Here is a 25,891-nt window from a genome sequence, read left to right as displayed (position 1 = left end):
ATGTTTGAAAACTTAACCGACCGTCTCTCGCAGACGCTGCGCCATGTCACCGGCAAGGCCAAGCTGACCGAGGACAACATCAAAGACACCCTGCGCGAAGTGCGCATGGCGTTGCTTGAAGCCGACGTCGCCCTGCCGGTGGTCAAGGACTTCGTCAATTCGGTCAAGGAACGCGCCGTCGGCACCGAGGTGTCGCGCAGCCTGACGCCGGGCCAGGCCTTCGTGAAGATCGTCCAGGCCGAACTCGAAAGCCTGATGGGCGCGGCCAACGAAGACCTGAACCTGAGCGCCGTTCCGCCCGCCGTCGTATTGATGGCCGGTTTGCAGGGCGCGGGTAAAACCACCACCGCCGGCAAACTCGCGCGCTTCCTTAAAGAGCGCAAGAAGAAGTCGGTGATGGTTGTGTCGGCCGACGTTTACCGTCCGGCGGCAATCAAACAGCTGGAAATGCTCGCGGCTGAAGTCGGTGTTACCTTCTTCCCGTCCGACCTGAGCCAGAAGCCGGTCGAGATCGCGCAAGCGGCTATTAAAGAAGCAAAACTGAAATTCATCGACGTGGTCATCGTCGACACCGCCGGTCGTCTGCACATCGACGAAGAGATGATGGGCGAGATCAAGGCGCTGCATGCCGCGATCAATCCGGTCGAAACCCTGTTCGTGGTCGACGCCATGACCGGCCAGGACGCCGCCAATACGGCCAAGGCCTTCGGTGATGCGCTGCCGCTGACCGGTGTGATCCTGACCAAGGTCGACGGCGATGCCCGTGGCGGTGCCGCGCTGTCGGTCCGCGCCATCACCGGCAAGCCGATCAAGTTCATCGGTATGGGCGAGAAGAGCGAAGCGCTCGAACCGTTCCACCCTGAGCGTATTGCTTCGCGCATCCTCGGCATGGGCGACGTGCTCAGCCTGATCGAACAGGCCGAAGCGACCCTCGACAAGGACAAGGCCGACAAACTGGCCAAGAAGCTGAAGAAGGGCAAGGGCTTCGACCTCGAAGACTTCCGCGATCAGTTGCAACAGATGAAAAACATGGGCGGCCTCGGCGGCCTCATGGACAAACTGCCGAACATCGGCGGCGTGAACCTGGCGCAAATGGGCAATGCCCAGGGCGCGGCAGAGAAGCAATTCAAGCAGATGGAAGCCATCATCAATTCCATGACCCCGGCCGAGCGCCGCGACCCTGAGCTGATCAGCGGTTCGCGCAAACGCCGGATCGCCATGGGTTCCGGCACCCAGGTGCAGGACATCGGTCGCTTGATCAAGCAACACAAACAGATGCAGAAGATGATGAAGAAATTCTCCGCAAAAGGCGGAATGGCCAAAATGATGCGCGGCATGGGCGGTATGTTGCCCGGCGGCGGCATGCCGAAAATGTAAAGAATTCGCGTCGGCAGCGATGTTGACGCAACCCCACAGGGAAGTGGGATCTCCAGCAAACCCGCACTTGGCGGGAGCTGACTGGCCGTTTTCAACGACGGCTCTATAGCAAATCTGGATGACGACCGAAAGGCCGTCGGAAAAAGACATTTGCAAAAGTCCGGATATTCCTTAGAATATGCGGCCTTTCGGGCACCTATGCCCGCTGTGCCTTTAGATTTGCAGCACCGACTACAGGAACGATGTTCACATGCTAACAATCCGTCTTGCCCTTGGCGGCTCCAAAAAGCGCCCGTTTTACCACTTGACCGTAACCGACAGCCGCAACCCGCGCGACGGTTCGCACAAGGAACAGGTTGGTTTCTTCAACCCTGTTGCTCGTGGTCAAGAAGTTCGTCTGTCCGTGAACCAAGAGCGCGTAGCCTACTGGCTGAGCGTTGGTGCACAACCTTCTGAGCGTGTTGCTCAGTTGTTGAAGGATGCATCTAAGGCTGCGGCCTGAGCAATATGAACGCGACGCCTGCCATTGCTGATGATTTGATCGTTATCGGCAAGATTTATTCTGTTCACGGCGTTCGCGGCGAAGTGAAGGTTTACTCCTTTACTGATCCGACTGAAAACCTGTTGCAATACAAAACCTGGACGCTCAAGCGCGAAGGCAGCGTTAAACAGGTTGAGCTGGTCAGCGGACGAGGGAACGACAAGTTCCTGGTCGCAAAGCTCAAGGATCTTGATGACCGTGAAGAAGCTCGTCTTCTGGCCGGTTATGAGATCTGCGTGCCGCGCAACCTGTTCCCTGAATTGACCGACGGCGAGTACTACTGGTACCAGCTCGAAGGTCTGAAGGTTATTGACCAACTCGGGCAATTGCTCGGGAAGATCGATCATCTTCTGGAAACCGGCGCCAATGATGTAATGGTGGTCAAGCCTTGCGCTGGCAGCCTGGATGATCGCGAACGCCTGTTGCCCTATACCGAGCAATGCGTGTTGGCAGTCGACCTTGCCGCAGGCGAGATGAAGGTGGAATGGGATGCGGACTTCTAAGCGTGGCTAACTTGCGCGTAGAAGTGATCAGTTTGTTTCCCGAGATGTTCTCCGCCATCAGCGAGTACGGCATCACCAGTCGTGCGGTGAAACAGGGGCTGTTGCAGCTCACCTGTTGGAATCCGCGAGACTACACGACGGATCGACATCACACTGTGGACGATCGCCCATTTGGCGGTGGCCCGGGCATGGTGATGAAGATCAAGCCCCTGGAAGATGCTCTGGTTCAGGCCAAAGCAGCAGCCGGGGAGGCGGCGAAGGTAATTTACCTGTCCCCCCAAGGCCGCCAACTGACTCAGTCGGCGGTGCGCGAGTTGGCGAATCTGGATGCATTGATCCTGATTGCCGGCCGCTATGAAGGCATTGACGAGCGTTTTATTGAAGCTCATGTCGATGAAGAGTGGTCGATTGGCGACTATGTACTGTCTGGCGGCGAGCTGCCGGCGATGGTCCTGATCGATGCGGTTACACGACTGCTGCCTGGAGCTTTAGGGCATGCGGACTCCGCCGAGGAAGATTCCTTTACGGATGGTTTGCTGGATTGCCCGCACTACACCCGACCTGAGGTGTATGCGGATCAGCGTGTTCCCGACGTGTTGCTAAGTGGCAATCACGCGCATATCCGGCGTTGGCGTTTACAGCAGTCCCTTGGTAGGACCTTTGAACGACGCGCCGATCTTCTGGAAAGCCGCTCGCTTTCTGGAGAAGAGAAGAAGCTGCTCGAGGAATACATCCGCGAGCGGGACGATAGTTAACAACGTATCGATGGTAGATCCGACGATTTACCTTAGGAGCACAGCATGACTAACAAAATCATCCTTGCACTCGAAGCAGAGCAGATGACCAAAGAGATCCCTACCTTTGCCCCGGGCGACACCATTGTCGTTCAGGTGAAAGTGAAGGAAGGCGACCGTTCGCGTCTGCAAGCGTTCGAAGGTGTTGTTATCGCCAAGCGTAACCGCGGCGTAAACAGTGCTTTCACCGTTCGTAAAATCTCCAACGGTGTTGGCGTAGAGCGTACTTTCCAGACCTACAGCCCGCAAATCGACAGCATGGCCGTTAAACGTCGCGGTGACGTACGTAAAGCCAAGCTGTACTACCTGCGTGACCTGTCCGGTAAAGCAGCTCGCATCAAGGAAAAACTGGCTTAAGTCCAGCTTCCGATGCAGAAAAAAGCAGCCTACGGGCTGCTTTTTTGTTGCCTGCGATTTATGGGGGGCTGCCGGGAGTGCATTTCTGGTCCGGCACCGAGTTGCGATGTTCGCGGGCAAGCCTCGCTCCTACAGAATCGAAAACCGATCAATCCTGTAGGCGCGAGGCTTGCCCGCGATCGATCTTTCAAGCACCGCGTCTACATCAGGCTCTATAAAGCCTGAGCAGGCTATGAAAGACTTGCTGCCAGTTTCCCCGCAACCTGAGCCTCTATGCCCGCCATTGACCACCCCCTGATAGACCAATTCCTCGACGCCCTGTGGCTGGAGAAAGGCCTTTCCGACAACACCCGCGATGCCTATCGCAGTGATCTGGCGCTATTCCACGGCTGGCTGCAGGAAAAAAACCTGGAGCTGATCAACGCCGGTCGTGAGCTGATCCTCGATCACCTGGCCTGGCGCCTGGAGCAAAACTACAAACCCCGTTCCACCGCCAGATTTCTCTCCGGCGTGCGTGGCTTTTATCGCTATCTGCTGCGGGAAAAGCTGATCGCCGTCGATCCGACATTGCGTGTCGACATGCCGCAACTCGGTAGGCCATTGCCCAAATCCTTGTCGGAAGCGGACGTGGAAGCTCTGCTAAAAGCCCCGGACCTGAGCGAAGCCATCGGCCAGCGCGACCGGGCCATGCTTGAAGTGCTTTACGCTTGCGGCTTGCGGGTGACCGAGCTGATCAGCCTGACCCTGGAACAGGTCAACCTGCGCCAGGGCGTGCTGCGGGTGATGGGCAAGGGCAGTAAGGAACGGCTGGTGCCAATGGGCGAGGAGGCGATTGTGTGGGTCGAGCGCTACCTGCGCGATGGCCGTGGCGAACTGCTCGGCGGGCGGCCCAGCGATGTGATGTTCCCGAGCCAGCGCGGCGAACAAATGACCCGCCAGACCTTCTGGCATCGGATCAAGCACCAGGCCAAAGTCGCCGGGATCGCCAAGTCGCTGTCGCCCCACACCCTGCGCCACGCCTTCGCCACGCACCTGCTCAACCACGGCGCCGACTTGCGCGTGGTGCAAATGCTGCTCGGCCACAGCGACCTGTCCACCACCCAGATCTACACTCATGTTGCCCGCGCCCGTTTGCAAGACCTGCACGCCAAACACCATCCCAGAGGCTGAATACAGCACTTTGCAGGAGTTGCCGAAGGCTGCGATCTTTTGATCTTTAAAATCAACATCAAAAGATCGCAGCCTTCGGCAGCTCCTACACAAAGGATCATGGATGTCTGCATCTCCCGCATTCGGCCACCGGAGCCTTATGTGGTAGGCTTTGCGGGTTTGCACGATGGGCGGTTATGACCCGGTGTTTCGGCACGGGCGTTCTGATCGTTCCATTTGTCCGCCTTCAGGAGTTCTCATGCGTCTGACCCAGATTTTCGCCGCCGCCGCCATTGCGTTGGTCAGTACCTTTGCCGTCGCTGATGACGCGGCCGACAAAGCCATTCGTAAAAGCCTGGAAAGCCTCCAGCTTGAAACCCCGATCGAAACCATCAGCGCCAGCCCGCTGGCCGGTCTGTACGAAGTCAAACTCAAAGGCAGCCGCGTGCTCTACGCTAGCGCCGACGGTCAGTACGTGGTTCAGGGCTACCTGTTCCAGCTCAAGGACGGTAAACCGGTCAACCTGACCGAGAAAACCGAACGCCTGGGCATTTCCAAACTGATCAACGACATCCCGGTTGCCGAAACCGTGGTCTACCCGGCGATTGGCGAAACCAAGTCGCACATCACCGTGTTCACCGACACCACCTGCCCGTACTGCCACAAGCTGCACGCCGAAGTGCCGGAGCTGAACAAGCGCGGCATCGAAGTGCGTTACGTGGCGTTCCCGCGCCAGGGCCTGGGCTCGCCGGGTGACGAACAACTGCAAGCGGTCTGGTGCTCGAAAGACAAGAAAGCGGCGATGGACAAGATGGTCGATGGCAAGGAAATCAAGGCCGCCAAGTGCGATAACCCGGTTTCCAAGCAGTTCGCCCTCGGTCAGTCGATCGGCGTGAACGGCACGCCGGCCATCGTTTTGGCTGACGGTCAGGTCATTCCGGGCTACCAGCCTGCGCCACAAGTCGCCAAACTGGCGCTGGGCGCGAAGTAAATTCGCATCGTCACGGTCAGCCATTGACGATCATGGTCCGGCGGCAACATGAGCCGGGCCATTAATAGAGAGCCGCGAGCACGCGGCTGTTTTCACGGCCGGCCTTGAGTCGGCCGTTTTATGGGGAGTTCACAGTGAAACCGGTCAAAGTAGGCATCTGTGGGTTAGGGACCGTCGGTGGCGGAACCTTCAACGTACTTCAGCGCAACGCCGAGGAAATTGCTCGTCGTGCCGGGCGTGGAATCGAAGTGGCACAAATTGCCATGCGCACGCCAAAGCCTCAGTTCCAGACGACCGGTATTGCGATTACCAACGATGTCTTCGAAGTGGCCACGAACCCTGAGATCGACATCGTTATAGAGCTGATGGGCGGCTATACCGTTGCCCGCGAGCTGGTACTCAAGGCCATCGAGAATGGCAAGCATGTGGTCACCGCGAACAAGGCACTGATTGCCGTTCACGGTAATGAAATTTTCGCCAAGGCACGCGAGAAGGGCGTGATCGTTGCGTTCGAAGCGGCTGTGGCCGGTGGCATTCCGGTGATCAAGGCGATTCGTGAAGGCTTGTCCGCCAACCGTATCAACTGGGTCGCCGGGATCATCAACGGCACCGGCAACTTCATCCTCACCGAGATGCGTGAGAAGGGTCGCACCTTCGAAGACGTCCTCGCCGAGGCGCAAGCCCTGGGTTACGCCGAAGCCGATCCAACGTTCGACGTTGAAGGCATCGACGCGGCCCACAAGCTGACGATCCTGGCCTCCATTGCGTTCGGCATTCCGCTGCAATTCGACAAGGCTTACACCGAAGGCATCACCAAGCTGACCACTGCTGACGTGAACTACGCCGAAGCGCTGGGCTATCGCATCAAGCACCTGGGCGTGGCGCGCAGCACCGCGGCCGGTATCGAGTTGCGTGTGCACCCGACGCTGATCCCGGCCGATCGCCTGATCGCCAACGTCAACGGCGTGATGAACGCGGTGATGGTCAACGGCGATGCGGCGGGTTCGACCCTGTTCTACGGCGCTGGCGCCGGCATGGAGCCGACCGCTTCGTCGGTGATCGCCGACCTGGTGGACGTGGTTCGCGCCATGACCTCGGACCCGGAAAACCGTGTGCCGCATCTGGCCTTCCAGCCGGATTCGCTGTCGGCGCACCCGATCCTGCCGATCGAAGCGTGCGAAAGTGCTTACTACTTGCGGATTCAGGCCAAGGATCATCCAGGTGTACTGGCCCAAGTGGCGAGCATCCTGTCGGAGCGCGGCATCAACATCGAATCGATCATGCAGAAGGAAGTCGAGGAACACGACGGCCTGGTGCCGATGATCCTGCTGACCCACCGTGTGCTGGAACAGCACATGAACGACGCCATCACTGCCCTGGAAACACTGGCGGGTGTGGTCGGTCCGGTGGTGCGGATTCGCGTCGAGCACCTGAACTAAATTGAAGCAGCGGCAAGTGGCAAGCTTCACGCGGCAAGTAAAAGCTGATCTGCTTTTGTCTTGCCGCTTATAGCTTGCAACTTGCAGCTCAAACCGAAGGTTTGCCCCTATGCGCTATATCAGTACTCGCGGCCAGGCACCGGCCCTGAATTTCGAAGACGTTCTGCTGGCCGGTCTGGCCACGGACGGCGGCCTGTATGTGCCGGAATGCCTGCCACGTTTCACCCAGGAAGAAATCGCTTCCTGGGCCGGCCTGCCGTATCACGAACTGGCCTTCAGGGTGATGCGCCCGTTCGTGGCCGGCAGCATCCCCGACGCCGATTTCAAAAAGATCCTTGAAGAAACCTACGGTGTGTTCTCGCACAGCGCCGTGGCGCCGTTGCGTCAATTGAACGGCAACGAATGGGTGTTGGAGCTGTTCCACGGCCCGACCCTGGCGTTCAAGGACTTTGCCCTGCAACTGCTCGGTCGCCTGCTCGACTACGTGCTGGAAAAACGCGGCGAGCGCGTGGTGATTGTTGGCGCCACCTCCGGTGATACCGGTTCGGCCGCCATCGAAGGCTGCAAGCACTGCGAAAACGTCGACATCTTCATCCTGCACCCGCACAACCGTGTGTCCGAAGTGCAGCGCCGCCAGATGACCACGATCTATGGCGAGAACATCCACAACATCGCCATCGAAGGCAACTTCGATGACTGCCAGGAAATGGTCAAGAACAGCTTCGCTGACCAGAGCTTCCTCAAAGGCACGCGTCTGGTGGCCGTGAACTCGATCAACTGGGCGCGGATCATGGCCCAGATCGTTTACTACTTCCACGCAGCCCTGCAACTGGGCGGCCCGGCGCGTTCGGTGTCGTTCTCGGTGCCGACCGGCAACTTCGGCGACATCTTCGCCGGTTACCTGGCGCGCAACATGGGCCTGCCGATCAACCAGTTGATCGTCGCCACCAACCGCAACGACATCCTGCACCGCTTCATGAGCGGCAATCAGTACGTCAAGGAAACCCTGCACGCCACGTTGTCGCCGTCCATGGACATCATGGTCTCGTCGAACTTCGAACGCCTGCTGTTCGACCTGCACGGTCGTAATGGCGCGGCGATTGCCGGTTTGATGGACAGCTTCAAGCAGGGTGGCGGTTTCAGTGTCGAGCAAGAGCGCTGGACCGAAGCCCGCAAGCTGTTCGATTCCCTGGCCGTGGATGACGCACAAACCTGCGAAACCATTGCCGAGGTTTTCGAGCAGACTGGCGAGTTGCTGGACCCGCACACTGCAATCGGCGTTAAAGCGGCTCGCGAATGCCGTCGCAGCCTGGACATCCCGATGGTGATCCTGGGCACCGCCCATCCGGTCAAATTCCCGGACGCGGTGGAAAAAGCCGGTGTAGGAAAAGCGCTCGAACTGCCTGCACATCTTTCTGATTTGTTTGAGCGAGAAGAGCGCTGCACCGTTTTGCCAAACGACCTGAAAGCCGTGCAGGCCTTTGTCAGCCAGCATGGCAACCGCGGCAAGCCACTTTAAGCCCGCAACGCTGTCACATTTTGAAGCCCGTCTCCTGACGGGCTTTCTTGTTTCTGCGTGCCACACTTGTCGCGTTTTCGCCCCTGAAGGACGGGCGATTTGATCGCGAAGGAAGTGGCAATGTTGTTTTTTAGAGGGTTGAAACCAGCCATGTGCTGGGTTTTTTTGTTGGGTGCACTGGGCCTCGCATCGTCCGCACGGGCTGCACAACTGGTGGGTTATGAGGCCACGTCCTCGGTAACCGTCAACGCCATTGAGCTCAGTGCCCAGGAGCGCCAATGGATACGCGAGAACCCGAAGGTCATCGTCGCCTCGACGCAGTATCCGCTGTACCTGTTCAAGGATGAGCACGGGCACTGGAATGGTTTGAACAATGATGTGCTCAACCGCATCAGTGCGATGACCGGGCTGCATTTCGTCCATGAAGAATCGTTTTCCACCGACCAGTTACTCGGGCGCCTGGAAAGCGGCGGCGCAGACATGAGCACCACTCTGGCGGTGAATGACGAGCGCAAGCGGTTTCTGGATTTCAGCCATGCCTTCGGCGGCTCTGCCTGGGTCATGGTCGGGCACGCCGGGGCGCCGCTGTTGCAGTCCCTGGATCAGCTGTCCAAACGGGTTTTGGTGCTGCCCGCCCGGCACGCACTGCTGGAAACCATTCGCCGTGACTATCCGGCCATCGAAGTACGTTCGGTCAAGACCTACGCCGAGGCCCGGGCGCTGGTCGAAAGCGGCGAGGCCTATGCCACCATCGAGAACGAAACCGGTGCGCAGCTTTATCCGCTCGGGCAGTTGAAAGTAGGGCATACCGTGGAGGGTTCGTGGGAAGCCGACCATCTGGCTGTACGAAAAGGACAGCCGCAGCTCTTGAGCATTCTCAACAAGGCACTTGAAGCCTTCCCTCCGACCGAGTTACGGGCCATCCGCCTGAAGTGGCTCGATGGCATTGCCCCCAATCCAGCGCTTTCCGTTTGGCAGCGCTTCGCCCAATGGGGGTGTTGGGGGATGTTCATCGTCAGCCTGTTCAGCCTGCTGTCCTTGCTCTGGAACCGGCGGCTGGCGGCACTGATCAAGCAGCGCCGGGACGCCGAGAAAGACCTCAGCGATCAGCTGGCGTTCCAGCATGCATTGATCGATGCGATGCCCGATCCCATGTTCGTCCGCGATCTGGAGGGGCGGTTGATCATGTGCAACAAGAGCTATGAGGAGAGCCTGTCCATCCGCTTCGACCAGGTGCAGGGGCGGCGGCTGATCGACGTCGACGTCATGCCCGGGGACTCCGCCGAAATGCTGCACGCCGAGTTCATGGCCCAACTCGATACGCGCAAGACCCGGTTCAGCCAGCGGCAGTTGAAGTTCAATAACGGGGTTCGGGACGTCTATCAGTGGACGGTGCCGTTTTACAGTGCCGACGGTCAACTGCGCGGATTGCTGGGAGGGTGGACCGATATCGGTCAGCGCCGAGGTTCGTGTGCCTGTCAGCGCTCCTCACAAGTTTAGGAATTGTCCTATAGGGTGCGACTACTTTTCTGATGGGACGCTGAAGGAAGCTCCCCTAGAGTGGTTGGCAACTGCGGTGAGAGTCCGCGATTGTCGTCTCAGGGGTCGCCCATGCGCTCGCTCAAGATTCTGATACTTGAACACAACCCGTTCCGGATGATGGCGTTGCACCAGATGCTCAACGCCATTGGCGTGTATGACGTGCTGGCGGCGTCGTCGATGGCCCAGGCGCGATGTTCCCTGGAACACAGGGGCGCGGTCGACATCGCGCTCTGCGATCCGCAACTCCAGGGGGGCGACGGGGTGGCACTGGTGCGACATCTGGCGCAGCACCGTGAGGCCCGTGCGCTGATTCTGCTGGGGAGCGTGGCGTCGAGTGTCATGTCAGACTTGACGGCCCTGCTGGCCGACAGTGACGTCAGGCTGCTGGGGCACCTGCACAGCCCCGTTTCCGCGGTGTTGATGCGCGGGCTGCTGGACAGCTATCAAGCGCAATCGACACTTCAAGCCAGGGCCTGAGGTCAGCTGTTTTTTCCCTGTCATCTTTGCGGCGCATGCTCTTTCGACCAGAGACGCAGGTCGGTATCCAGAACTTTCTTCTCGGGCCAGGGGTCATTTACTGTAGACACGCCCTCCCAGGCACTTTGTTTTCGGACTATTGAGTGGTGATCGAGATGGAAAGTATCAGTCTATTGCTCGGTGAGGCTCTGAGCCCGTATCAGGTTACGTTGACCCCTTCCGGTGCCCATGGCGAATGCCTGGTGACCCTGAAGAGCGCGGCCGGTGCCATTGTGGTTGAACGTGCATTCAATCAGGCGCAGTTGAGTGACAAGTGGCAACTGACGGATGTCGTCGACGGTTTGCACCGCGACGTGCTGATCGCTGAAGGACGCCTGGAGCCCTGTGTGATCGCGGCTTTGCGCAATGCGGCCCAGGACAAGATCCTGGCCCGCTGAAATTGAATTGGTTTTTGTGGGAACCTTCCTGCTCCAAGGTCAGTCAGACGTTGTAACAGCAGGATCAAGCATTGTGCTCCGGTGCTTGTAGCTTGCTGCTACTGGTCTTTATGTAGACCACGTTTAACCCCGAGTCGTCTCCCCACTTCTCGGGGTTTCTTTTGTCCGGAATTTGTCATTGCTCAGTCGGATGCTCGAAAAAGGCCTTGGCTTGTTCCAGATAGTCGTTGCGCCGTTGCGGGTCGAGCCAGTCGGCATAGGCATGAGCCAAGCGTTCGTGGGGCAGGGTGCGCAACAGTTGATTGATCTCGCTGATGTCCTGCTGGCCCTGAGGGGTCTTTGAGCAGCCGATGTATGTGGAAATGTAGGTGTCGGTGCCCTTGACCGGATAAAACGCCAACTCGCTGTCGGCAATATGTTCTTGCTGGGCCAGGTAACGGATCTCCGGCCAGTAGCCCAAGACCGAGAGCAATCGCCCCAGGCGCTGCATCTGCAACAGGCTGCCCAGTGCGTCGTTGCCATAATGGAGTGTCAGCGCATTCGCGGGCGCTTGTTGCAGCAAGACGTCGACAAACTGCCCGTAACTGCGCTCGGCAACAGTCCCGACCTTCTTCTCGCCACTGGCCAGCAGCGCCGCCAGATCGACCTCGCCATTCACCAGGAATGGCTCCAGTTCCGGTCGATCTTCCTGCCGGACAACCAGGCCATTGCTGACCGCCCGGAACACCGGAATGGAAAACACGATCCACTGTTCCCGCGCCTTGCTCCAGACCAGCGACGGATCACAGGTGAACGATTCCTCACGAAGCATCTGCATGCCACGGGCGCGGTTGACCCGCATCAGCGTGTGATCGTATTGCGGCATACCGGCGATCAACAGCGGCATCAGTTGATCGACGACCCCTTGGCCTTTTTCCGGGCCTTCGAAGATCGTCAGTGGCGGCAAGTCGCGCAACAGCCAGACCAGCGTCTCTTTCGGGTGTGCCGACACGGGTGATATCAGGCCGACCAGCAGCCCGAAAAGCGCCAGTGCATGCCTGCCGCTGGCGCGATTGATGAAGGTCGATCGCAGGCGCTTCAGCTTAGATGGCCCCGTTTTCACGCAGTTGTGCGATCTGCCTCTCGTCATAGCCAAGATCGTGGAGTACCTGCGCATTGTGCTCACCCAGTTCCGGTCCGACCCATTCAGACGTGCCGGGTGTCTCAGAGAGTTTCGGCACGATCCCCGGCATCTTGAAGTCCTTGCCGTCCGGCAGCTTGGCGTGCAGGAACATTTCCCGGGCCAGGTACTGCGGATCGCTGAACATGTCTTCGGCGCTGAAAATCCGGCTGGCTGGGACTTCGGCCTGATTCAATTGCGCAATCACGCTGTCGAGCGGCAGCGAATTGACCCAACGATCAATCACCCCGTAAATCTCGTCACGGCGACTGTCGCGGCCATCGTTGCTGGCCAGCACCGGGTCGTTGGCCAGGTCTTCCCGGCCGATGATCAGCATGAAACGTTTGAAAATCGCATCGCCATTGGCGCCGATCTGCACGTGTTTGCCGTCAGCACTGGTGTGGATGGAGGAGGGTGTGATGCCGGGCATGATGTTGCCGGTGCGTTCGCGGATGAAACCGAATACGTCGAACTCCGGGACCATGCTTTCCATCATGGCGAAAATCGCCTCATACAGCGCCACATCGACCACTTGGCCGAGGCCGCCGTTGACCTCGCGATGACGCAATGCCATCAGCGCGCCGATCACGCCCCAGAGCGCGGCAATCGAGTCGCCGATGGAGATTCCGGTGCGTACCGGCGGTCGGTCTTCGAACCCGGTGATGTAGCGCAGGCCGCCCATGGATTCGCCGACCGCGCCAAACCCTGGCTGATCTTTCATCGGCCCGGTCTGGCCGAAGCCCGAAAGCCGAACCATCACCAGTTTCGGGTTCAGCGCATGCAAGACGTCCCAGCCCAGGCCGAGTTTTTCCAACACGCCAGGACGGAAGTTCTCGATCAGGATGTCCGCTTCGCTGAGCAGTTTTTTCAGAATCGCCAAGCCGTCAGGGTGCTTGAGGTTCAGGGTCAGGGACTTTTTATTGCGCGCCTGGACGAACCACCACAGCGAAGTGCCTTCATACAGCTTGCGCCATTTGCGCAACGGATCACCGCCGTCCGGGGATTCGATCTTGATCACTTCGGCACCAAACTCACCGCAAATGCGCGAGGCAAACGGCCCGGCAATCAACGTACCCAATTCGATGACTTTCAGACCTGAGAGCGGTTTTCCGGTGAGTGGCATGTAGGTTCCTGTAGGACAAAGTCTTTTAAGTAGTGCGTTTTAACATAGCCTAGTGTCAGTCGCCCAAGGTTGATGGTCGTCAATTCTCTGATTGCCTACTGCATCGGTTAGACTTGCCGCCTTTCCTCGTATCAAGAAGCCCGTTCATGGCCCAGCCGTCCACGACCTACAAGTTTGAACTGAACCTTACCGACCTCGACCGCAGCGTCTACGAGAGCGTGAAGCAGACCATCGCCCGTCACCCTTCGGAAACCGAAGAGCGCATGACCGTGCGGCTGCTGGCCTACGCCTTCTGGTACAACGAGCAGCTATCGTTTGGTCGTGGTCTGTCAGACGTGGATGAACCGGCCCTGTGGGAAAAAAGCCTGGATGACCGTGTCCTGCACTGGATCGAAGTCGGCCAGCCGGACGCCGATCGCCTGACCTGGTGCTCCCGTCGCACCGAGCGCACCAGCCTGCTGGCTTATGGCAGCTTGCGAGTCTGGGAAACCAAAGTGATCCCGGCGATCAAGAACCTGAAAAACGTGCACATCGCGGCGGTGCCGCAAGACGTGCTGGAAACCCTGGCCAAAGACATGCCCCGCGTTATCAAGTGGGACGTGATGATCAGCGAAGGGACGATTTTCGTCACCGACGACCGTGGTCAACACGAAGTCCAGTTGCAGTGGCTGAGCGGCGAACGCGGCTGATTATTCGCCGTTCTCACGTTTCATCCGGTTTTATCCTACGTATTCCAGAGAAGCACCTGTCACCCCATGCGCATCGAACCTCGCCTGTTGCCCGATACCCTGCCATTCCTCGGTGATCTGCCACCGCTGCTGACCCGTTTGTACGCGGCGCGTGGTGTGCAGAGCGAGGCTGAACTGGACAAGAGCCTGGCGCGGCTGATTCCGTTCCAGCAGCTCAAGGGCATCGATGCGGCGGTGGATTTGCTGGTAACGGCGCTGGAGCAGCGTCAGCGGATTCTGATCGTCGGCGACTTCGACGCCGATGGCGCGACGGCCAGTACCGTCGGCATGCTCGGTTTGCAGTTGCTCGGCGCAGCCCACGTCGACTATCTGGTGCCGAACCGTTTCGAGTACGGCTATGGCCTGACCCCGGAAATCGTCGAAGTGGCGCTGACCCGCACGCCGCACCTGCTGATTACCGTGGACAACGGCATTTCCAGCGTCGAAGGCGTGGCTGCGGCGAAAAAGGCCGGGCTCAAGGTGTTGGTCACCGATCACCACTTGCCCGGCGATGAACTGCCGCTGGCCGATGCCATCGTCAACCCGAACCAGCCAGGTTGTGAGTTTCCGAGCAAGGCGCTGGCCGGCGTCGGCGTGATCTTCTACGTGCTGATGGCCCTGCGCGCACGCTTGCGCAGCCTCGGTTGGTACGAGAGCAAGCCGCAGCCGAACATCGGCGAATTGCTTGATCTGGTGGCGCTGGGCAGCGTCGCCGACGTGGTGCCGCTGGATGCCAACAACCGTATCCTGGTGCACCAAGGCCTGGAACGGATTCGCGCCGGTCGCGCCCGGCCGGGGATCAAGGCGATCCTCGAAGTTGCCAAGCGTGACCACACGCGCATCACTTCCACGGATTTGGGTTTTATCGTCGGCCCGCGCCTGAACGCGGCGGGGCGCCTGGATGACATGAGCCTGGGCATCGAATGCCTGCTCACCGAAGACGCGGCGGGCGCCCGGGAAATGGCGGCCCAGCTCGACGGCATGAACCAGGACCGCAAATCCATCGAGCAGGGCATGCAGCGTGAAGCGCTGGCCCAGCTCAAGGACTTGCCGGTGGAATCGATGCCGTTCGGCTTGTGCCTGTTCGATCCCGAGTGGCACCAGGGCGTTATCGGCATCCTCGCCTCGCGGATGAAAGAACGCTATTTCCGCCCGACCATTGCCTTTGCCGATGCGGGCGAGGGCATGCTCAAGGGCTCGGGGCGCTCGGTCCAGGGCTTCCATATTCGCGACGCCTTGAGCGTGGTCGCGGCGCAGCATCCGAACCTGATCAGTAAGTACGGCGGCCATGCGATGGCGGCGGGTCTGACGTTGCCGGAAGCGAATTTTCCGCTGTTCGCCGAAGCCTTTGACGCTGAAGTGCGTCGGCAATTGCGCGAAGAAGACCTGACCGGACGCCTGCTGTCGGATGGCACGTTGGCGGTCGAGGAATTTCACCTGGAACTGGCTCGTGCCTTGCGCCACGCCGGTCCTTGGGGGCAGCACTTCCCTGAGCCGCTGTTCCACGGTGTGTTCCAGTTGGTCGAGCAACGCGTGGTCGGCGAGCGGCACCTGAAAGTGGTGCTGAAAAGTGAATGTGGCTCGGTGAAGCTCGATGGCATCGCTTTCGGGATTGATCGCGATATCTGGCCGAACCCGACCATCAAATGGGTGGAATTGGCCTACAAACTCGACCTCAACGAGTTTCGCGGCAACGAGACCGTGCAGTTGATGATTGCCCACATCGAACCGCGCTGACCCCTTCGCGGGCAAGCCTCGCTCCTACAGGTTGTACGCCGTCTGTAGGAGCAAGGCTTGCCCGCGATAGCGATCACCCCGGCGCCAAATATCCCCGGAACCCTCCCTCATCCCCCGTTGTCGACTAGGCTCTAAGCACTGCTTGATTGGCCTTGTGACGTCTTGTCGAATTTTTTGCCCGCGGGGGCGGGTGCTGCACCTTTTCCTGTCACTCGTCGACTTTTCAAACAGAACCCTGGAGCCTGCCCACTGATTCGAGAGGTGCCCCATGAGTCTGCTGCTTGAACCCTATACCCTTCGCCAATTGACCCTGCTCAACCGCATTGCCGTATCGCCAATGTGCCAGTACTCCAGCGTCGATGGGCTGGCCAATGACTGGCATTTGGTCCACCTCGGCAGTCGCGCCGTCGGCGGGGCCGGTCTGATTTTTACCGAAGCCACGGCCATCACCGCCGATGGCCGCATCACCGCCGAGGACCTCGGCTTGTGGAATGACGAACAGATCGAACCGCTGCAACGCATCACCCGGTTTATCGCCGCCCAAGGTGCGGTCGCCGGCATTCAACTGGCCCACGCCGGGCGCAAGGCCAGCACCCATCGGCCGTGGCTTGGCAAACACGGCAGCGTCAAACCGGAGGATGGCGGCTGGACTCCGGTCGGGCCTTCGCCGATTGCCTTCGACCCACAGCACACACCGCCCAAACAACTGGATGAAGGGCAGATTGCTGAAGTCATTCAGGCCTTTGTCGAGGCGGCCAAACGCTCACTGGTTGCCGGTTTCAAAGTGGTCGAGATCCACGCCGCGCACGGTTATCTGCTGCACCAGTTTCTCTCGCCCCTGAGCAATCAGCGGCGTGATCAATATGGCGGTTCGTTCGAGAATCGCATTCGGTTGGTACTGCAAGTCACCGAAGCGGTGCGCGCGGTCTGGCCGGAAGAACTGCCGCTGTTTGTGCGGGTATCGGCCACCGATTGGGTGGAAGACGGCTGGAACCCGGATGAAACCGTGGAACTGGCGCGACGCCTCAAGGACCTGGGGGTGGATTTGATCGACGTGTCGTCGGGCGGCACGGCGGCCAATGCGGAAATTCCTACAGGCCCGGGGTATCAAACCCGCTTCGCTGAGCGCGTGCGCAAGGAGTCAGGCATCGCCACCGGCACCGTAGGAATGATTACCGAGCCGGCGCAGGCTGAGCACATTCTGCGGACCTGTCAGGCGGACATTATCTTCCTGGCTCGGGAGTTGTTGCGCGATCCGTACTGGCCGCTGCATGCCGATGATGATCTGGGTGGGCGTAAAGCGGTGTGGCCGGCGCAGTATCAGCGTGCGACCCATCGGGATCAGCCGATTCATGAGTCGGATTTGCGGGACTAAATAACGCCGTAAAACAAAAAGCCCTGGCCGGTTTGGTCGGGGCTTTTGCGTTTTCAGGGTCAAAAGATCGCAGCCTGCGGCAGCTCCTACAGAGAAATGCGATTCCCATGTAGGAGCTGCCGCAGGCTGCGATCTTTTGATTTGGCTACATCACGTGTACTTACGCTTATCCGGCGCCGGCGGGAAATACTGGTACAACCAGGTTTCACTCAACGTCCGGTCGTTGGTGCGAATAAACAACCGCAGTTCTACCGGTGCAACGCTGTCATTGGTCGGGTACCAGTCAAACGTAATCCGGTAACCCTTGATGTCATCGAGCACCAGCACGTTGAAGTCCTTCACCTCGCCGTTGGAGCACGTGACCACCGGCTCGATCCCCGCACCCTCTGGCAAGCGGTCCAGACCGCCACCGGTGAAGTCCACCGCAAACCGGCGGGCCCAGACTTCCGGGTAATGCTCGCCCGGTGCCCAGCCTTCAACGAAACCGCCCATGCCCGAACGGGTCGCGTTGACCCGCGCCAGCGGTGTGCCGACCGGCGGCAGGGCGCTCCAGTACAGCTTGTAGCCGTAATTCAGCGAGTCGCCGGCGGCTACCGGTTTCTTCGGCGTCCAGAACGCGACGATGTTATCCAGGGTCTCGCCGGTGGTAGGAATTTCCAACAGATCGATAGAGCCTTCGCCCCACGCGGTTGTCGGTTCTACCCACAGGCTCGGGCGCTTGCTGTACCAATCAACGGTGTCCTGATAACTGGCGAACTCATGATCGGTCTGCACCAGGCCGAACCCTTTCGGGTCGGTGTCGGCGAAAGCGTTGAACTGCAAGGTCGCCGGGTTGTTCAGCGGACGGCAGATCCACTCGCCATTGCCGCGCCACATGGCCAGGCGATCGGAGTCGTGGATTTGCGGGTGGATGGTGTCGCACATGCGCCGCTCATGAGTGCCGCAGCTGAACATGCTGGTCATCGGCGCGATGCCCAGTTGTTCGATGGCAGTGCGCGCATTGATATGAGCGTCGATGCCCATCACCACTTGATTGGCCTGGCAGTCGATGTCGAAACGATAGGCCCCGGTGGCGCTAGGTGAATCGAGCAGGGCGTAGACCACGAAACGGGTACTGTCCTTGTCCGGCGTCTCGAACCAGAACTTGGTGAAGTCCGGGAATTCCTCACGTTTCTTGGCGTAGGTGTCGATCGCCAGGCCACGAGCCGAGAGGCCATATTGGCCAGTGGAATCCACGGCGCGGAAATAGCTGGCGCCAAGGAAAGACAGCACGTCGTGCTTGTCCAGTTCCGGGGCCTTGAACAGCTTGAACCCGGAGAAGCCCAGGTCACCGGTGAGCTGCTTGGTGTCGACGGTGGTTTTTTCATAGTTGAACAGCGACGGGCGGAAATGCACCTCGCGCGCCTGACGCGTCTTGGGATCGACGCTGTACATGCGCACCGGTTGCTTGAAGCCCATGCCGACATGGAAAAACTGCACGTCCAGTTGGCCGTTCAGCTCGTTCCATAGCGAATGCTTGCCGTCGTACTGAATCGCATTGAAGTTCTGCGGCGTCATGCTTGCCAGGGTCGGCGGCAGCACCTGCTTGGTGTCCTGATAACGGTTGGTGGCGAGTTGCTTGGCCTGGATTTTCAGCGCTTCGAAGTCGAACGCCTGGGCGTCGCCATCCGCCGCGCCATTGCCGGCCCAGGCTCGGGCGGCCAAGAGTCCGGTGGCCGATAAACCGGTGTAAGCCGCGATGGCCATGGACGCTTTGAGCAAATTCCTGCGGTGCATAGGTACAACCTGTCGTGAACAATCCCGCGCCGTTCCTGGCACGTGCTGGATCAGAAATGGAGGTTCGGACATGCCTTCGGCCAAACGCAACGGACTTTAAACAGATGCCAAATAGCTTAAACCGTTCGGTTGTTGAGAAAAAATGATTGATAGCACAACGATGTTGCGGCAATGAAACAAGACATGTCCGGTAACGTTTCCCACAGCACTTTCTGTTTTATAAGGCATTTGTGCCTTTTTCGACTAATTACTCTAAAAACCACTTTTCAGCGCCGATTTAATTCCTATTCTATGGGCATAGCCGGTTTCGGCCCTTCAGGCCGGTGGGTTCAGCGCGCACCAAGCGTTTGCTGAAAAAAGTAGAGGGCGATGCGGTTTTCTGAAGTTTTCTTTGACGTATTAGAAGGACATCGTCCATGTCGAAAGTACAAGGCATCACCGAACTGCTAGGGATATTTCCATGCCTGAGCACGGGGCGGCGCAGGCGCCGGCTCAATTCCGAGGAGATGAAGTTGGTGGAGCGGTATCGGGAGCTGTCCGAGAGTGATCGGATTGCGATGAGGTATCTGGTTGATGCGATGAGGAGTGTTTCGAGGTTTTGAGCGGAGGGGGATACCAAAGGGGCGGAGTGCAAAGTCTGCCCCTTTTTAATTTTGTCTGTCACACCAGAATCCCTGTGGGAGCGGGCTTGCTCGCGAAGAGGGCGTGTCAGTCGACATTGATAGTAATTGACCCACCGCATTCGCGAGCAAGCCCGCTCCCACAGGTTTTGCATTTACCTGACCTTCAACTGCAAGTACCCATGATCTTGAACGGGCGTTGTACCTGCATCAGATCAGGCATATCCCGCCACTTGATCCAGGCCTGATGCTGCCAGTGCAGCAGCGGCACCGAGATGCCGGCCCATTGCAACGAACTCAGGCTCGGAATGTTATCCACAGGTGCCGCGTTCGACTCACGCAGCATCGGGATGACTTCATTGCTCAGCCATTGGCGCAGGTTTCGATTTTCCGGGATGAAGTGGTGGACGAGAAGGGCGTACATGCCTGATTCGCTGACCATCAAGGATTCGACGGGATTGCCGCTTTTCAGCAGCCGAACGTTTCGGCGCTGATCGGGATCGAGTTTCAGGGTGAGGCGTTCGTCCATTGGACGGCCCATTAGCCGACCGAGGTCCTGGACGCAGAACCAGGCTTGGTTGTCTTGCATGAGCGTGTGGAGGAAGCGGTTGTGGCGGGTGAAGACGGTTGGGGTGAAGTACGGATGGATTTCACGCTGATGTAATTTGGGATCAATCATTTTGCGACTCCATGTTGAGAAAGGAGCCGCCACTAATCCTTCGACAGATTTGGGTGGCGGACCGTGCGGCGTTCGAAGTCGGAACATTCTCGATCAACATGTAAGCCGAGAGGCCCGCGCCACACGGCCCACCATATAAGCGAAGCTGAACGGCAAAAAACGCCTCAGTTCATATGGGGGCGCGGATGCGCCATGTTGATAATGTTCCGGCTTCGACCCCGGGTCGCTGATTTGGCAGCGACGAGGTAAAGCCTATCGTCCAGGCGCTCGCGGCGCCAAGTCTACTCTGGCGCCGTGTGTTGTAGGAATTGGAGCTTTTATCGGAAGGCTCGGTCTGTAGGAATTTCCTGTTTTTGCATGAGCTACAGCGCAACTGCGCCAAACGGCTGTTTTTTCCTTTATTTTTTGGTCTTTCAGGAATGAACTGCGGGTTCGCTGCATGCTGATCGAATTTTCCGTATCCAACTATCGCTCCTTCCGGGACAAGCAAACCCTGTCCATGGCTGCGACGCCGCGCTTGAGCAAAAAGCGCAACCTGTTCGCACCACCCGTGATTGGAGAAAAACTGCCGGATTTGCTAAAGGTGGCTGCAATCTACGGTCCGAATGCATCGGGTAAATCTTCGCTTATCCGGGCGATGGGAATCATGGGTCAACTGCTTGCCGCGCCACCGTCCTTGAACGATCAACCGCTACCCGCCTCGCCCTTTCGTTTTGACCCGCAACTTCAAAATGAACCGAGCTTCTTTGAATACAACTTTATTCAACGAGGACTCCGCTATCGATTTGTTCTGCGCATGACTGCGCAGCGGATTATCGAGGAGCATCTGGTTTCGTATCCCAGAGGCAAGGAGACACTGCTGTATCAGCGTCGTTTTGTGGAGGAGGGCGAGCAGTATGTTTTTGGGGCAAGCCTTGAAGGGGGGAAAGATGTGCATAACGCGTGGCGGCGTTTGACGAACCCGAAGACACTCTTTATTTCGCAAGCCGTCGCGAACAGCAGTGAAGATTTGACCCAGTTGTGCAGCCCATTTAGCTGGTTCCAAACCGGTCTACTGGTTATCGAGCAGAACAACATGATGGGGCTGTCCGCTGCATCCATCAGATTCCTTCGGATGGCATCAGACGGCACACAGGATTTACGAGACTTTCTAAGAGCCGTGGATATTCCGGTGTCCGCTATTCAACTCAACACCGAAGACACCGAGTCGGTTCAGAGCACCAAAAAACTCACCCTGAAAGCGTTCTTCGCTGCGGCGCAAAAAGACAAAGTAACCCTGACCCATACAAGTCTTTTAGGCACAGCCGAGTTTGATTTTTCCGAGGAGTCCGGCGGTACGAAAAACCTGATCGGCTTTTGGTTACCCTGGTTCATGATCAATCACGCCGATGGGAGCGGAATACTGGCTGTCGATGAATTGGACAGCAGCCTTCACCCCTCAATAGTCGATGACTTGATTGCAAAGCACCTTGGCAGTGGACCGGATACTCAACTGATCTTTACCACTCACGACACTCATCTAATGAACGCCAAAGCGCTTCGGCGCGATCAGTTCTGGATCACTGAGCGAGATGCTAACGGTGCAACCCGTCTTTTTTCTGTTCATGATTTTGAAGGACGGGAAGGGGAGGACGTCGAGAAACGTTACTTTGAAGGCCGTTATCGCGGGTTGCCGTTGATAAGGCGAGGTTGATCATGGCGCGTTCGATACGGTTATTTGATCGAAAGGCTCCACGGTTTAAGCCACAACCCAAGGTGCTGATCCTTTGTGAAGACAGCAAGTCAGGAAAACGATATCTGGAGGAAGCTGCATTTCATTTCCGTGCCAATGCTCAAGTGGAAATTGCCCACTGCGGCGTCACACACCCAAGTGGCATTGTCGAAACAGCCATCGCCCGGCAGAAAGGCTTCGACAAGGTGTTTTGTGCGTTGGATCGCGATACGCATCTTTGTTTTGGGAGGGCAATAAATCTGGCGAAGCCGCACCCGAAAATAAAAGTTATTGCTTCGTACCCGTGCTTCGAGTTTTGGCTGCTTCTGCACTTCGGCTTCAATCGAAAGCCATTTCGAGCGGTCGGGAAGCATTCTCCAGGTGACTTGGTGGCCAAGAGCCTAAGAGAAAAGCCCCGCATGGAAAAATACGAAAAGGGAAATGACACCAACTATTTCGCACGACTATTGGGCGAGCCATTTCAAAAGGCGAGAACTTTAGCGCCAAAGATTATCGAGGACGTTGCTATAAGCGGCGAACCCAACCCCAGCACCGAAATCCATCTTCTGATGGACGAATTCGAAACCCTCTCCAAACCACAACCCATCTAACAACCCAGCCCGCATCACTACGGGCTGGGCAACCTCATTTACCGACTAACCTTCCAAGCATCCCCCGCAGGCGCAGTCCCGTGGTCGTAAGGCTTGGCAAGCCACATGTAGATCAGCCCCAACCCAATCACAATGGCCGTACTCAGCACCATCGCATAGTTGATATACCAAGCCGCATCCGGCGTACGTGGCCAAGCCATGTTGATGATCGCGCCAACGCCATAAACCAGTGCTCCAATGTTCACCGGCAAGCCCCAAGCACCCAGGGTGAATTTGCCACTTGGTTTCCAGCCTTTCATTCGTGCGTAGAGCGCGGCCAATACGATCATCTGGAACGCCAAATAGATGCCGATGGCGGCGAAGCTGACAATGGTCGCCACCGCATCTTGCAGGAAAAATCCAAGCACGATGATCAATGCGGGTAGGACACCTGATACAAACAGCGCCGCAACCGGCACCTGAGTCGTAGGCGAAATCTTCTTCAGCAACTTGCTGCCGATAACCATTTCATCCCGGGCGTAGGAATACAACAGACGACTCGCCGCCGCTTGCAGGCTGATGACGCAGGAGATGAAGGAAATCATGACCACGCCCATCACCACTTTCGAGCCTACCGGGCCGAAGGCGTTGTTGAGGATGGTGGTGACCGGGTCTTTATCGGTGCCGTTGATCACCGCTTGCATATCCGGCACGGCGAGGATCAGTGCCAGGCAAGCGAACATCGCCGAGATGCCGCCGATGTAAATCGTCATGCGCATGGCAATCGGGATTTGCTTGCTCGGGTTTGGGGTTTCTTCAGCCACGTCGCCGCAGGCTTCGAAGCCGTAGTACAGGAACATCCCCGCCAGCGAAGCGGTGAGGAACGCCGGAAGGTAGGAGCCGTCGATGCGGATGTCGAAGGTGTTGAACAAGACGCTGATCGGTTGATGGCGTTCAAACACCAGCAGATACACACCCACGACGACCGCGCCGATCAGTTCGCAGAGGAAGCCAAACATGGCGATCCGCGCCAGCACTTTGGTGCCGCTGAGGTTGACCAGGGTGGCGAACAGCGTGAGGAACAACGCGATGACGATGTTGGTGTTGTTGCTCGGTTCAAAACCCATCATCGCGGCCAGGTACGGACCGGCGCCGACGGCCACGGCGGCGATGGTCACGCACAGGGCGATGGAGTAGATCCAGCCGACCATCCACGCCCATTTTTTGCCCACCAAGCGGCGCGCCCAAGGGTAGACGCCGCCGGAAATCGGGAATTGCGACACCACTTCACCGAAGATCAGGCACACCAGCAACTGGCCGCAACCGACCAGTAAATAGGCCCAGAACATCGGTGGCCCGCCAGCGGCCAGGCACAGGCCGAACAAGGTATAAACCCCGACGACCGGCGAAAGGTAAGTGAAGCCCAGGGCGAAGTTTTCCCACAGGCTCATGCTGCGATTGAAGTTTGAGGTGTAGCCCAGTTTGCGCAGTTGTTCGGCATCGCTGTCGGCAACGGCGGGGGAGAGTTCGGGTAATGCACTCATGGTCTGTCAGCTCCGGAAAATCGGCAGATTTCGGATGTCCGAAACCGTGGCGGAGCCATAACGGCGCCGCCCGGGTCGGTGGTTATTGTTTTGAATTGCGGTGAGGCCTTGTGGTAAATCGCCGACAACTTCCGTGTGTCTGCTGAAAAGATCGCAGCCTGCGGCAGCTCCTACACCAACCGCATACACCGCAGGTATCGCGCCTGACGCAACTCCTGTAGGAGCTGCCGAAGGCTGCGATCTTTTCGCTTTTTAATGTTTAAACATCACATGCCGAACAGTGGTGTAGTCCTCCAGCCCGTACATCGACATGTCCTTCCCGTAACCGGACAATTTCTGACCGCCGTGGGGCATTTCGCTGACCAGCATGAAGTGCGTATTCACCCAGGTGCAGCCATATTGCAAACGTGCGGCCAGGCGATGGGCGCGACCGACGTCCGCAGTCCAGACCGACGACGCCAAGCCGTAGTCCGAATCATTGGCCCAGCCCAATACCTGCGCTTCATCGTTGAATTTCGTCACCGACACCACCGGCCCAAATACCTCGCGACGGACGATTTCGTCATCCTGCTGCGCATCGGCCAACACCGTCGGTTCGAAGAAGAAACCATTGCCTTCCACAGCCTTGCCGCCCGTGACCAAGCGGATGTGCGACTGCGCCACGGCACGTTCGACAAACCCGGCCACGCGGTCGCGATGTTGCGCGGTGATCAGCGGACCGAGCTCGGTTTCAGGGTCATCCTGCAAACCGTATTTGATGGTGCTCACTGCCGCGCCAAGCTTCTCGACGAATTTTTCGTAGATGCCGGCCTGGGCGTAGATGCGGCAGGCAGCGGTGCAATCCTGACCGGCATTGTAGAAACCGAAGGTGCGAATACCTTCCACGGCAGCGTCGATATCGGCGTCGTCGAAGATGATCACCGGGGCCTTGCCGCCCAGTTCCATGTGCATGCGTTTGACGCTGTCGGCGGTGCTGGAAATGATGTTCGCGCCGGTAGCGATGGAGCCGGTGAGCGAGACCATGCGCACTTTCGGGTGCGTGACCAGCGGACTGCCCACCGTAGGACCACGACCGAACACCAGATTGAGTACGCCGGCCGGGAAGATTTCCGACGCCAGTTCCACCAGACGTAACGCGGTCAGCGGGGTTTGTTCCGACGGCTTGAGCACCACGGTATTACCGGCAGCCAGGGCCGGGGCGATTTTCCAGGCAACCATCATCAACGGGTAGTTCCACGGCGCGATGGAGGCGATCACGCCCACCGGGTCGCGGCGGATCATCGAGGTGTGGCCGGCCAGGTACTCACCGCCCGCCGAACCGCTCATGCAACGGCTGGCGCCGGCGAAGAAGCGGAACACGTCGGCAATCGCCGGGATCTCGTCGTTGAGCGCGGCGCTGTAGGGTTTGCCGCAGTTGTCCGATTCCAGTTTGGCCAGCTCTTCGCCGTGGGCTTCGATGGCGTCGGCGAGTTTGAGCAGCAGCAGCGAGCGGTCTTTCGGCGGGGTTTGCGACCAGGCTTCGAAGGCGTTGTCGGCGGCGCGCACGGCGGCGTCGACCTGGGCTTCGCTGGCTTCGTTGATTTCCACCAGCACACGGCCGAGCGCCGGGTTGAACACCGGTTGGGCGGGGCCTTCGCCGTCGATCAGTTGGCCGTTGATCAAGAGTTTGGTTTGCATGACGTTGTCCTCATCGAAACTATTATTTTTCTGTCAGAACCGAATC

The 25,891-nt window shown here is 58.4% G+C and carries 23 protein-coding genes; 17 read left to right on the top strand and 6 right to left on the bottom strand.

From position 1 onward, the window contains the following. The 12 genes from ffh (at nt 1) to V5E99_RS22355 (ending at nt 11,126) form a co-directional block, all read left to right on the top strand. On the top strand, nt 1-1,377 hold the full coding sequence (gene ffh / locus V5E99_RS22410) for a signal recognition particle protein (protein WP_499804431.1): 1,377 nt from the start codon (nt 1-3) through the stop codon (nt 1,375-1,377). A gap of 250 nt (nt 1,378-1,627) precedes the next feature. Next, nucleotides 1,628-1,879 (top strand): 30S ribosomal protein S16, encoded by a 252-nt coding sequence (gene rpsP / locus V5E99_RS22405; RefSeq protein ID WP_010463010.1) that lies wholly within the window; start codon nt 1,628-1,630, stop codon nt 1,877-1,879. Nucleotides 1,880-1,884: 5 nt separating this feature from the next. After that, nucleotides 1,885-2,421, top strand: a complete 537-nt coding sequence (gene rimM, locus V5E99_RS22400; RefSeq protein WP_499804430.1) for a ribosome maturation factor RimM — start codon at nt 1,885-1,887, stop codon at nt 2,419-2,421. 11 nt (nt 2,422-2,432) lie between these two features. Then, the gene (gene trmD, locus V5E99_RS22395) at nt 2,433-3,176 is read left to right on the top strand and encodes a tRNA (guanosine(37)-N1)-methyltransferase TrmD (protein ID WP_499804484.1); all 744 of its coding nucleotides are present in this window, start codon (nt 2,433-2,435) and stop codon (nt 3,174-3,176) included. A 45-nt stretch (nt 3,177-3,221) separates the two neighbouring features. After that, nucleotides 3,222-3,572: a 50S ribosomal protein L19 gene (gene rplS, locus V5E99_RS22390; RefSeq protein WP_003175895.1), complete on the top strand. Its 351-nt coding sequence runs from the start codon at nt 3,222-3,224 to the stop codon at nt 3,570-3,572. 273 nt (nt 3,573-3,845) lie between these two features. Next, nucleotides 3,846-4,742, top strand: coding sequence for a site-specific tyrosine recombinase XerD (xerD, locus tag V5E99_RS22385; RefSeq protein WP_499804429.1), 897 nt, complete (start codon nt 3,846-3,848; stop codon nt 4,740-4,742). A 238-nt stretch (nt 4,743-4,980) separates the two neighbouring features. After that, on the top strand, nt 4,981-5,712 hold the full coding sequence (locus V5E99_RS22380; RefSeq protein ID WP_499804428.1) for a DsbC family protein: 732 nt from the start codon (nt 4,981-4,983) through the stop codon (nt 5,710-5,712). Nucleotides 5,713-5,846: 134 nt separating this feature from the next. Further along, nucleotides 5,847-7,151 (top strand): homoserine dehydrogenase, encoded by a 1,305-nt coding sequence (locus V5E99_RS22375; protein ID WP_499804427.1) that lies wholly within the window; start codon nt 5,847-5,849, stop codon nt 7,149-7,151. 109 nt (nt 7,152-7,260) lie between these two features. Continuing rightward, the gene (thrC, locus tag V5E99_RS22370) at nt 7,261-8,670 is read left to right on the top strand and encodes a threonine synthase (RefSeq protein ID WP_499804426.1); all 1,410 of its coding nucleotides are present in this window, start codon (nt 7,261-7,263) and stop codon (nt 8,668-8,670) included. Between the two features lie 150 nt (nt 8,671-8,820). After that, nucleotides 8,821-10,170: a transporter substrate-binding domain-containing protein gene (locus tag V5E99_RS22365; protein WP_499804425.1), complete on the top strand. Its 1,350-nt coding sequence runs from the start codon at nt 8,821-8,823 to the stop codon at nt 10,168-10,170. Between the two features lie 111 nt (nt 10,171-10,281). Next, complete coding sequence (locus V5E99_RS22360) at nt 10,282-10,689, top strand: response regulator (RefSeq protein ID WP_499804424.1); 408 nt, start codon at nt 10,282-10,284, stop codon at nt 10,687-10,689. Nucleotides 10,690-10,844: 155 nt separating this feature from the next. After that, nucleotides 10,845-11,126 carry a DUF3509 domain-containing protein gene (locus V5E99_RS22355; RefSeq protein WP_499804423.1) on the top strand — a complete coding sequence of 94 codons (282 nt, stop codon included), beginning with the start codon at nt 10,845-10,847 and terminating at the stop codon, nt 11,124-11,126. A 175-nt stretch (nt 11,127-11,301) separates the two neighbouring features. Here the strand turns inward: V5E99_RS22355 and V5E99_RS22350 are convergent, their stop codons facing one another. Together V5E99_RS22350 and V5E99_RS22345 are read right to left on the bottom strand one after the other, a co-directional pair. After that, the gene (locus tag V5E99_RS22350) at nt 11,302-12,255 is read right to left on the bottom strand and encodes a TIGR02285 family protein (protein WP_499804422.1); all 954 of its coding nucleotides are present in this window, start codon (nt 12,253-12,255) and stop codon (nt 11,302-11,304) included. Beyond that, the gene (locus tag V5E99_RS22345) at nt 12,209-13,408 is read right to left on the bottom strand and encodes a CaiB/BaiF CoA transferase family protein (RefSeq protein WP_499804421.1); all 1,200 of its coding nucleotides are present in this window, start codon (nt 13,406-13,408) and stop codon (nt 12,209-12,211) included. Before V5E99_RS22345 ends, V5E99_RS22350 begins: the two co-directional genes overlap by 47 nt. A 146-nt stretch (nt 13,409-13,554) precedes the next feature. On the opposite strand from V5E99_RS22345, the gene V5E99_RS22340 reads away from it, so the two are divergent. From V5E99_RS22340 to V5E99_RS22330, 3 genes are all read left to right on the top strand, one after another. After that, the gene (locus V5E99_RS22340; RefSeq protein WP_008151638.1) at nt 13,555-14,097 is read left to right on the top strand and encodes a YaeQ family protein; all 543 of its coding nucleotides are present in this window, start codon (nt 13,555-13,557) and stop codon (nt 14,095-14,097) included. A 66-nt stretch (nt 14,098-14,163) separates the two neighbouring features. Continuing rightward, a complete protein-coding gene (gene recJ, locus V5E99_RS22335) occupies nt 14,164-15,873 on the top strand; it encodes a single-stranded-DNA-specific exonuclease RecJ (protein WP_499804420.1) in 1,710 nt (569 codons plus the stop codon). 268 nt (nt 15,874-16,141) lie between these two features. Continuing rightward, on the top strand, nt 16,142-17,248 hold the full coding sequence (locus V5E99_RS22330; protein ID WP_499804419.1) for an NADH:flavin oxidoreductase/NADH oxidase: 1,107 nt from the start codon (nt 16,142-16,144) through the stop codon (nt 17,246-17,248). Nucleotides 17,249-17,398: 150 nt separating this feature from the next. Here the strand turns inward: V5E99_RS22330 and V5E99_RS22325 are convergent, their stop codons facing one another. Both V5E99_RS22325 and V5E99_RS22320 read right to left on the bottom strand, forming a co-directional pair. Further along, on the bottom strand, nt 17,399-19,024 hold the full coding sequence (locus V5E99_RS22325; RefSeq protein ID WP_499804418.1) for a glucan biosynthesis protein D: 1,626 nt from the start codon (nt 19,022-19,024) through the stop codon (nt 17,399-17,401). A 786-nt stretch (nt 19,025-19,810) separates the two neighbouring features. Continuing rightward, the gene (locus V5E99_RS22320; RefSeq protein ID WP_499804417.1) at nt 19,811-20,323 is read right to left on the bottom strand and encodes a BRO-N domain-containing protein; all 513 of its coding nucleotides are present in this window, start codon (nt 20,321-20,323) and stop codon (nt 19,811-19,813) included. Nucleotides 20,324-20,762: 439 nt separating this feature from the next. On the opposite strand from V5E99_RS22320, the gene V5E99_RS22315 reads away from it, so the two are divergent. Together V5E99_RS22315 and V5E99_RS22310 are read left to right on the top strand one after the other, a co-directional pair. Continuing rightward, complete coding sequence (locus tag V5E99_RS22315; RefSeq protein ID WP_499804416.1) at nt 20,763-22,016, top strand: AAA family ATPase; 1,254 nt, start codon at nt 20,763-20,765, stop codon at nt 22,014-22,016. A 2-nt stretch (nt 22,017-22,018) separates the two neighbouring features. Then, nucleotides 22,019-22,645, top strand: coding sequence for an RloB family protein (locus V5E99_RS22310; protein WP_499804415.1), 627 nt, complete (start codon nt 22,019-22,021; stop codon nt 22,643-22,645). Nucleotides 22,646-22,683: 38 nt separating this feature from the next. Here the strand turns inward: V5E99_RS22310 and V5E99_RS22305 are convergent, their stop codons facing one another. Together V5E99_RS22305 and V5E99_RS22300 are read right to left on the bottom strand one after the other, a co-directional pair. Then, entirely contained in the window at nt 22,684-24,168 is a 1,485-nt protein-coding gene (locus V5E99_RS22305) for an APC family permease (RefSeq protein WP_499804414.1), read from the bottom strand. A gap of 252 nt (nt 24,169-24,420) precedes the next feature. Further along, on the bottom strand, nt 24,421-25,845 hold the full coding sequence (locus tag V5E99_RS22300; RefSeq protein WP_499804413.1) for a gamma-aminobutyraldehyde dehydrogenase: 1,425 nt from the start codon (nt 25,843-25,845) through the stop codon (nt 24,421-24,423). Between the last annotated feature and the right edge of the window lie 46 nt (nt 25,846-25,891).

This window comes from Janthinobacterium sp. LPB2021202312-11-4 (assembly GCF_037049705.1).
In the GTDB taxonomy this organism is placed as follows: Bacteria; Pseudomonadota; Gammaproteobacteria; order Pseudomonadales; family Pseudomonadaceae; genus Aquipseudomonas.
This window is presented reverse-complemented; position numbering and strand designations above follow the sequence as displayed.

Coding starts and splice junctions, on each gene's coding strand:
- recJ (WP_499804420.1), top strand. CDS start 14,164: ATGCGCATCGAACCTCGCCTGTTGCCCGATACCCTGCCATTCCTCGGT.
- V5E99_RS22320 (WP_499804417.1), bottom strand. CDS start 20,323: ATGATTGATCCCAAATTACATCAGCGTGAAATCCATCCGTACTTCACC.
- rpsP (WP_010463010.1), top strand. CDS start 1,628: ATGCTAACAATCCGTCTTGCCCTTGGCGGCTCCAAAAAGCGCCCGTTT.
- V5E99_RS22340 (WP_008151638.1), top strand. CDS start 13,555: ATGGCCCAGCCGTCCACGACCTACAAGTTTGAACTGAACCTTACCGAC.
- V5E99_RS22305 (WP_499804414.1), bottom strand. CDS start 24,168: ATGAGTGCATTACCCGAACTCTCCCCCGCCGTTGCCGACAGCGATGCC.
- V5E99_RS22330 (WP_499804419.1), top strand. CDS start 16,142: ATGAGTCTGCTGCTTGAACCCTATACCCTTCGCCAATTGACCCTGCTC.
- V5E99_RS22360 (WP_499804424.1), top strand. CDS start 10,282: ATGCGCTCGCTCAAGATTCTGATACTTGAACACAACCCGTTCCGGATG.
- rimM (WP_499804430.1), top strand. CDS start 1,885: ATGAACGCGACGCCTGCCATTGCTGATGATTTGATCGTTATCGGCAAG.
- V5E99_RS22380 (WP_499804428.1), top strand. CDS start 4,981: ATGCGTCTGACCCAGATTTTCGCCGCCGCCGCCATTGCGTTGGTCAGT.
- V5E99_RS22315 (WP_499804416.1), top strand. CDS start 20,763: ATGCTGATCGAATTTTCCGTATCCAACTATCGCTCCTTCCGGGACAAG.
- V5E99_RS22325 (WP_499804418.1), bottom strand. CDS start 19,024: ATGCACCGCAGGAATTTGCTCAAAGCGTCCATGGCCATCGCGGCTTAC.
- xerD (WP_499804429.1), top strand. CDS start 3,846: ATGCCCGCCATTGACCACCCCCTGATAGACCAATTCCTCGACGCCCTG.
- V5E99_RS22350 (WP_499804422.1), bottom strand. CDS start 12,255: ATGACGAGAGGCAGATCGCACAACTGCGTGAAAACGGGGCCATCTAAG.
- thrC (WP_499804426.1), top strand. CDS start 7,261: ATGCGCTATATCAGTACTCGCGGCCAGGCACCGGCCCTGAATTTCGAA.
- V5E99_RS22300 (WP_499804413.1), bottom strand. CDS start 25,845: ATGCAAACCAAACTCTTGATCAACGGCCAACTGATCGACGGCGAAGGC.
- V5E99_RS22365 (WP_499804425.1), top strand. CDS start 8,821: ATGTGCTGGGTTTTTTTGTTGGGTGCACTGGGCCTCGCATCGTCCGCA.
- V5E99_RS22345 (WP_499804421.1), bottom strand. CDS start 13,408: ATGCCACTCACCGGAAAACCGCTCTCAGGTCTGAAAGTCATCGAATTG.
- rplS (WP_003175895.1), top strand. CDS start 3,222: ATGACTAACAAAATCATCCTTGCACTCGAAGCAGAGCAGATGACCAAA.
- ffh (WP_499804431.1), top strand. CDS start 1: ATGTTTGAAAACTTAACCGACCGTCTCTCGCAGACGCTGCGCCATGTC.
- V5E99_RS22355 (WP_499804423.1), top strand. CDS start 10,845: ATGGAAAGTATCAGTCTATTGCTCGGTGAGGCTCTGAGCCCGTATCAG.
- V5E99_RS22310 (WP_499804415.1), top strand. CDS start 22,019: ATGGCGCGTTCGATACGGTTATTTGATCGAAAGGCTCCACGGTTTAAG.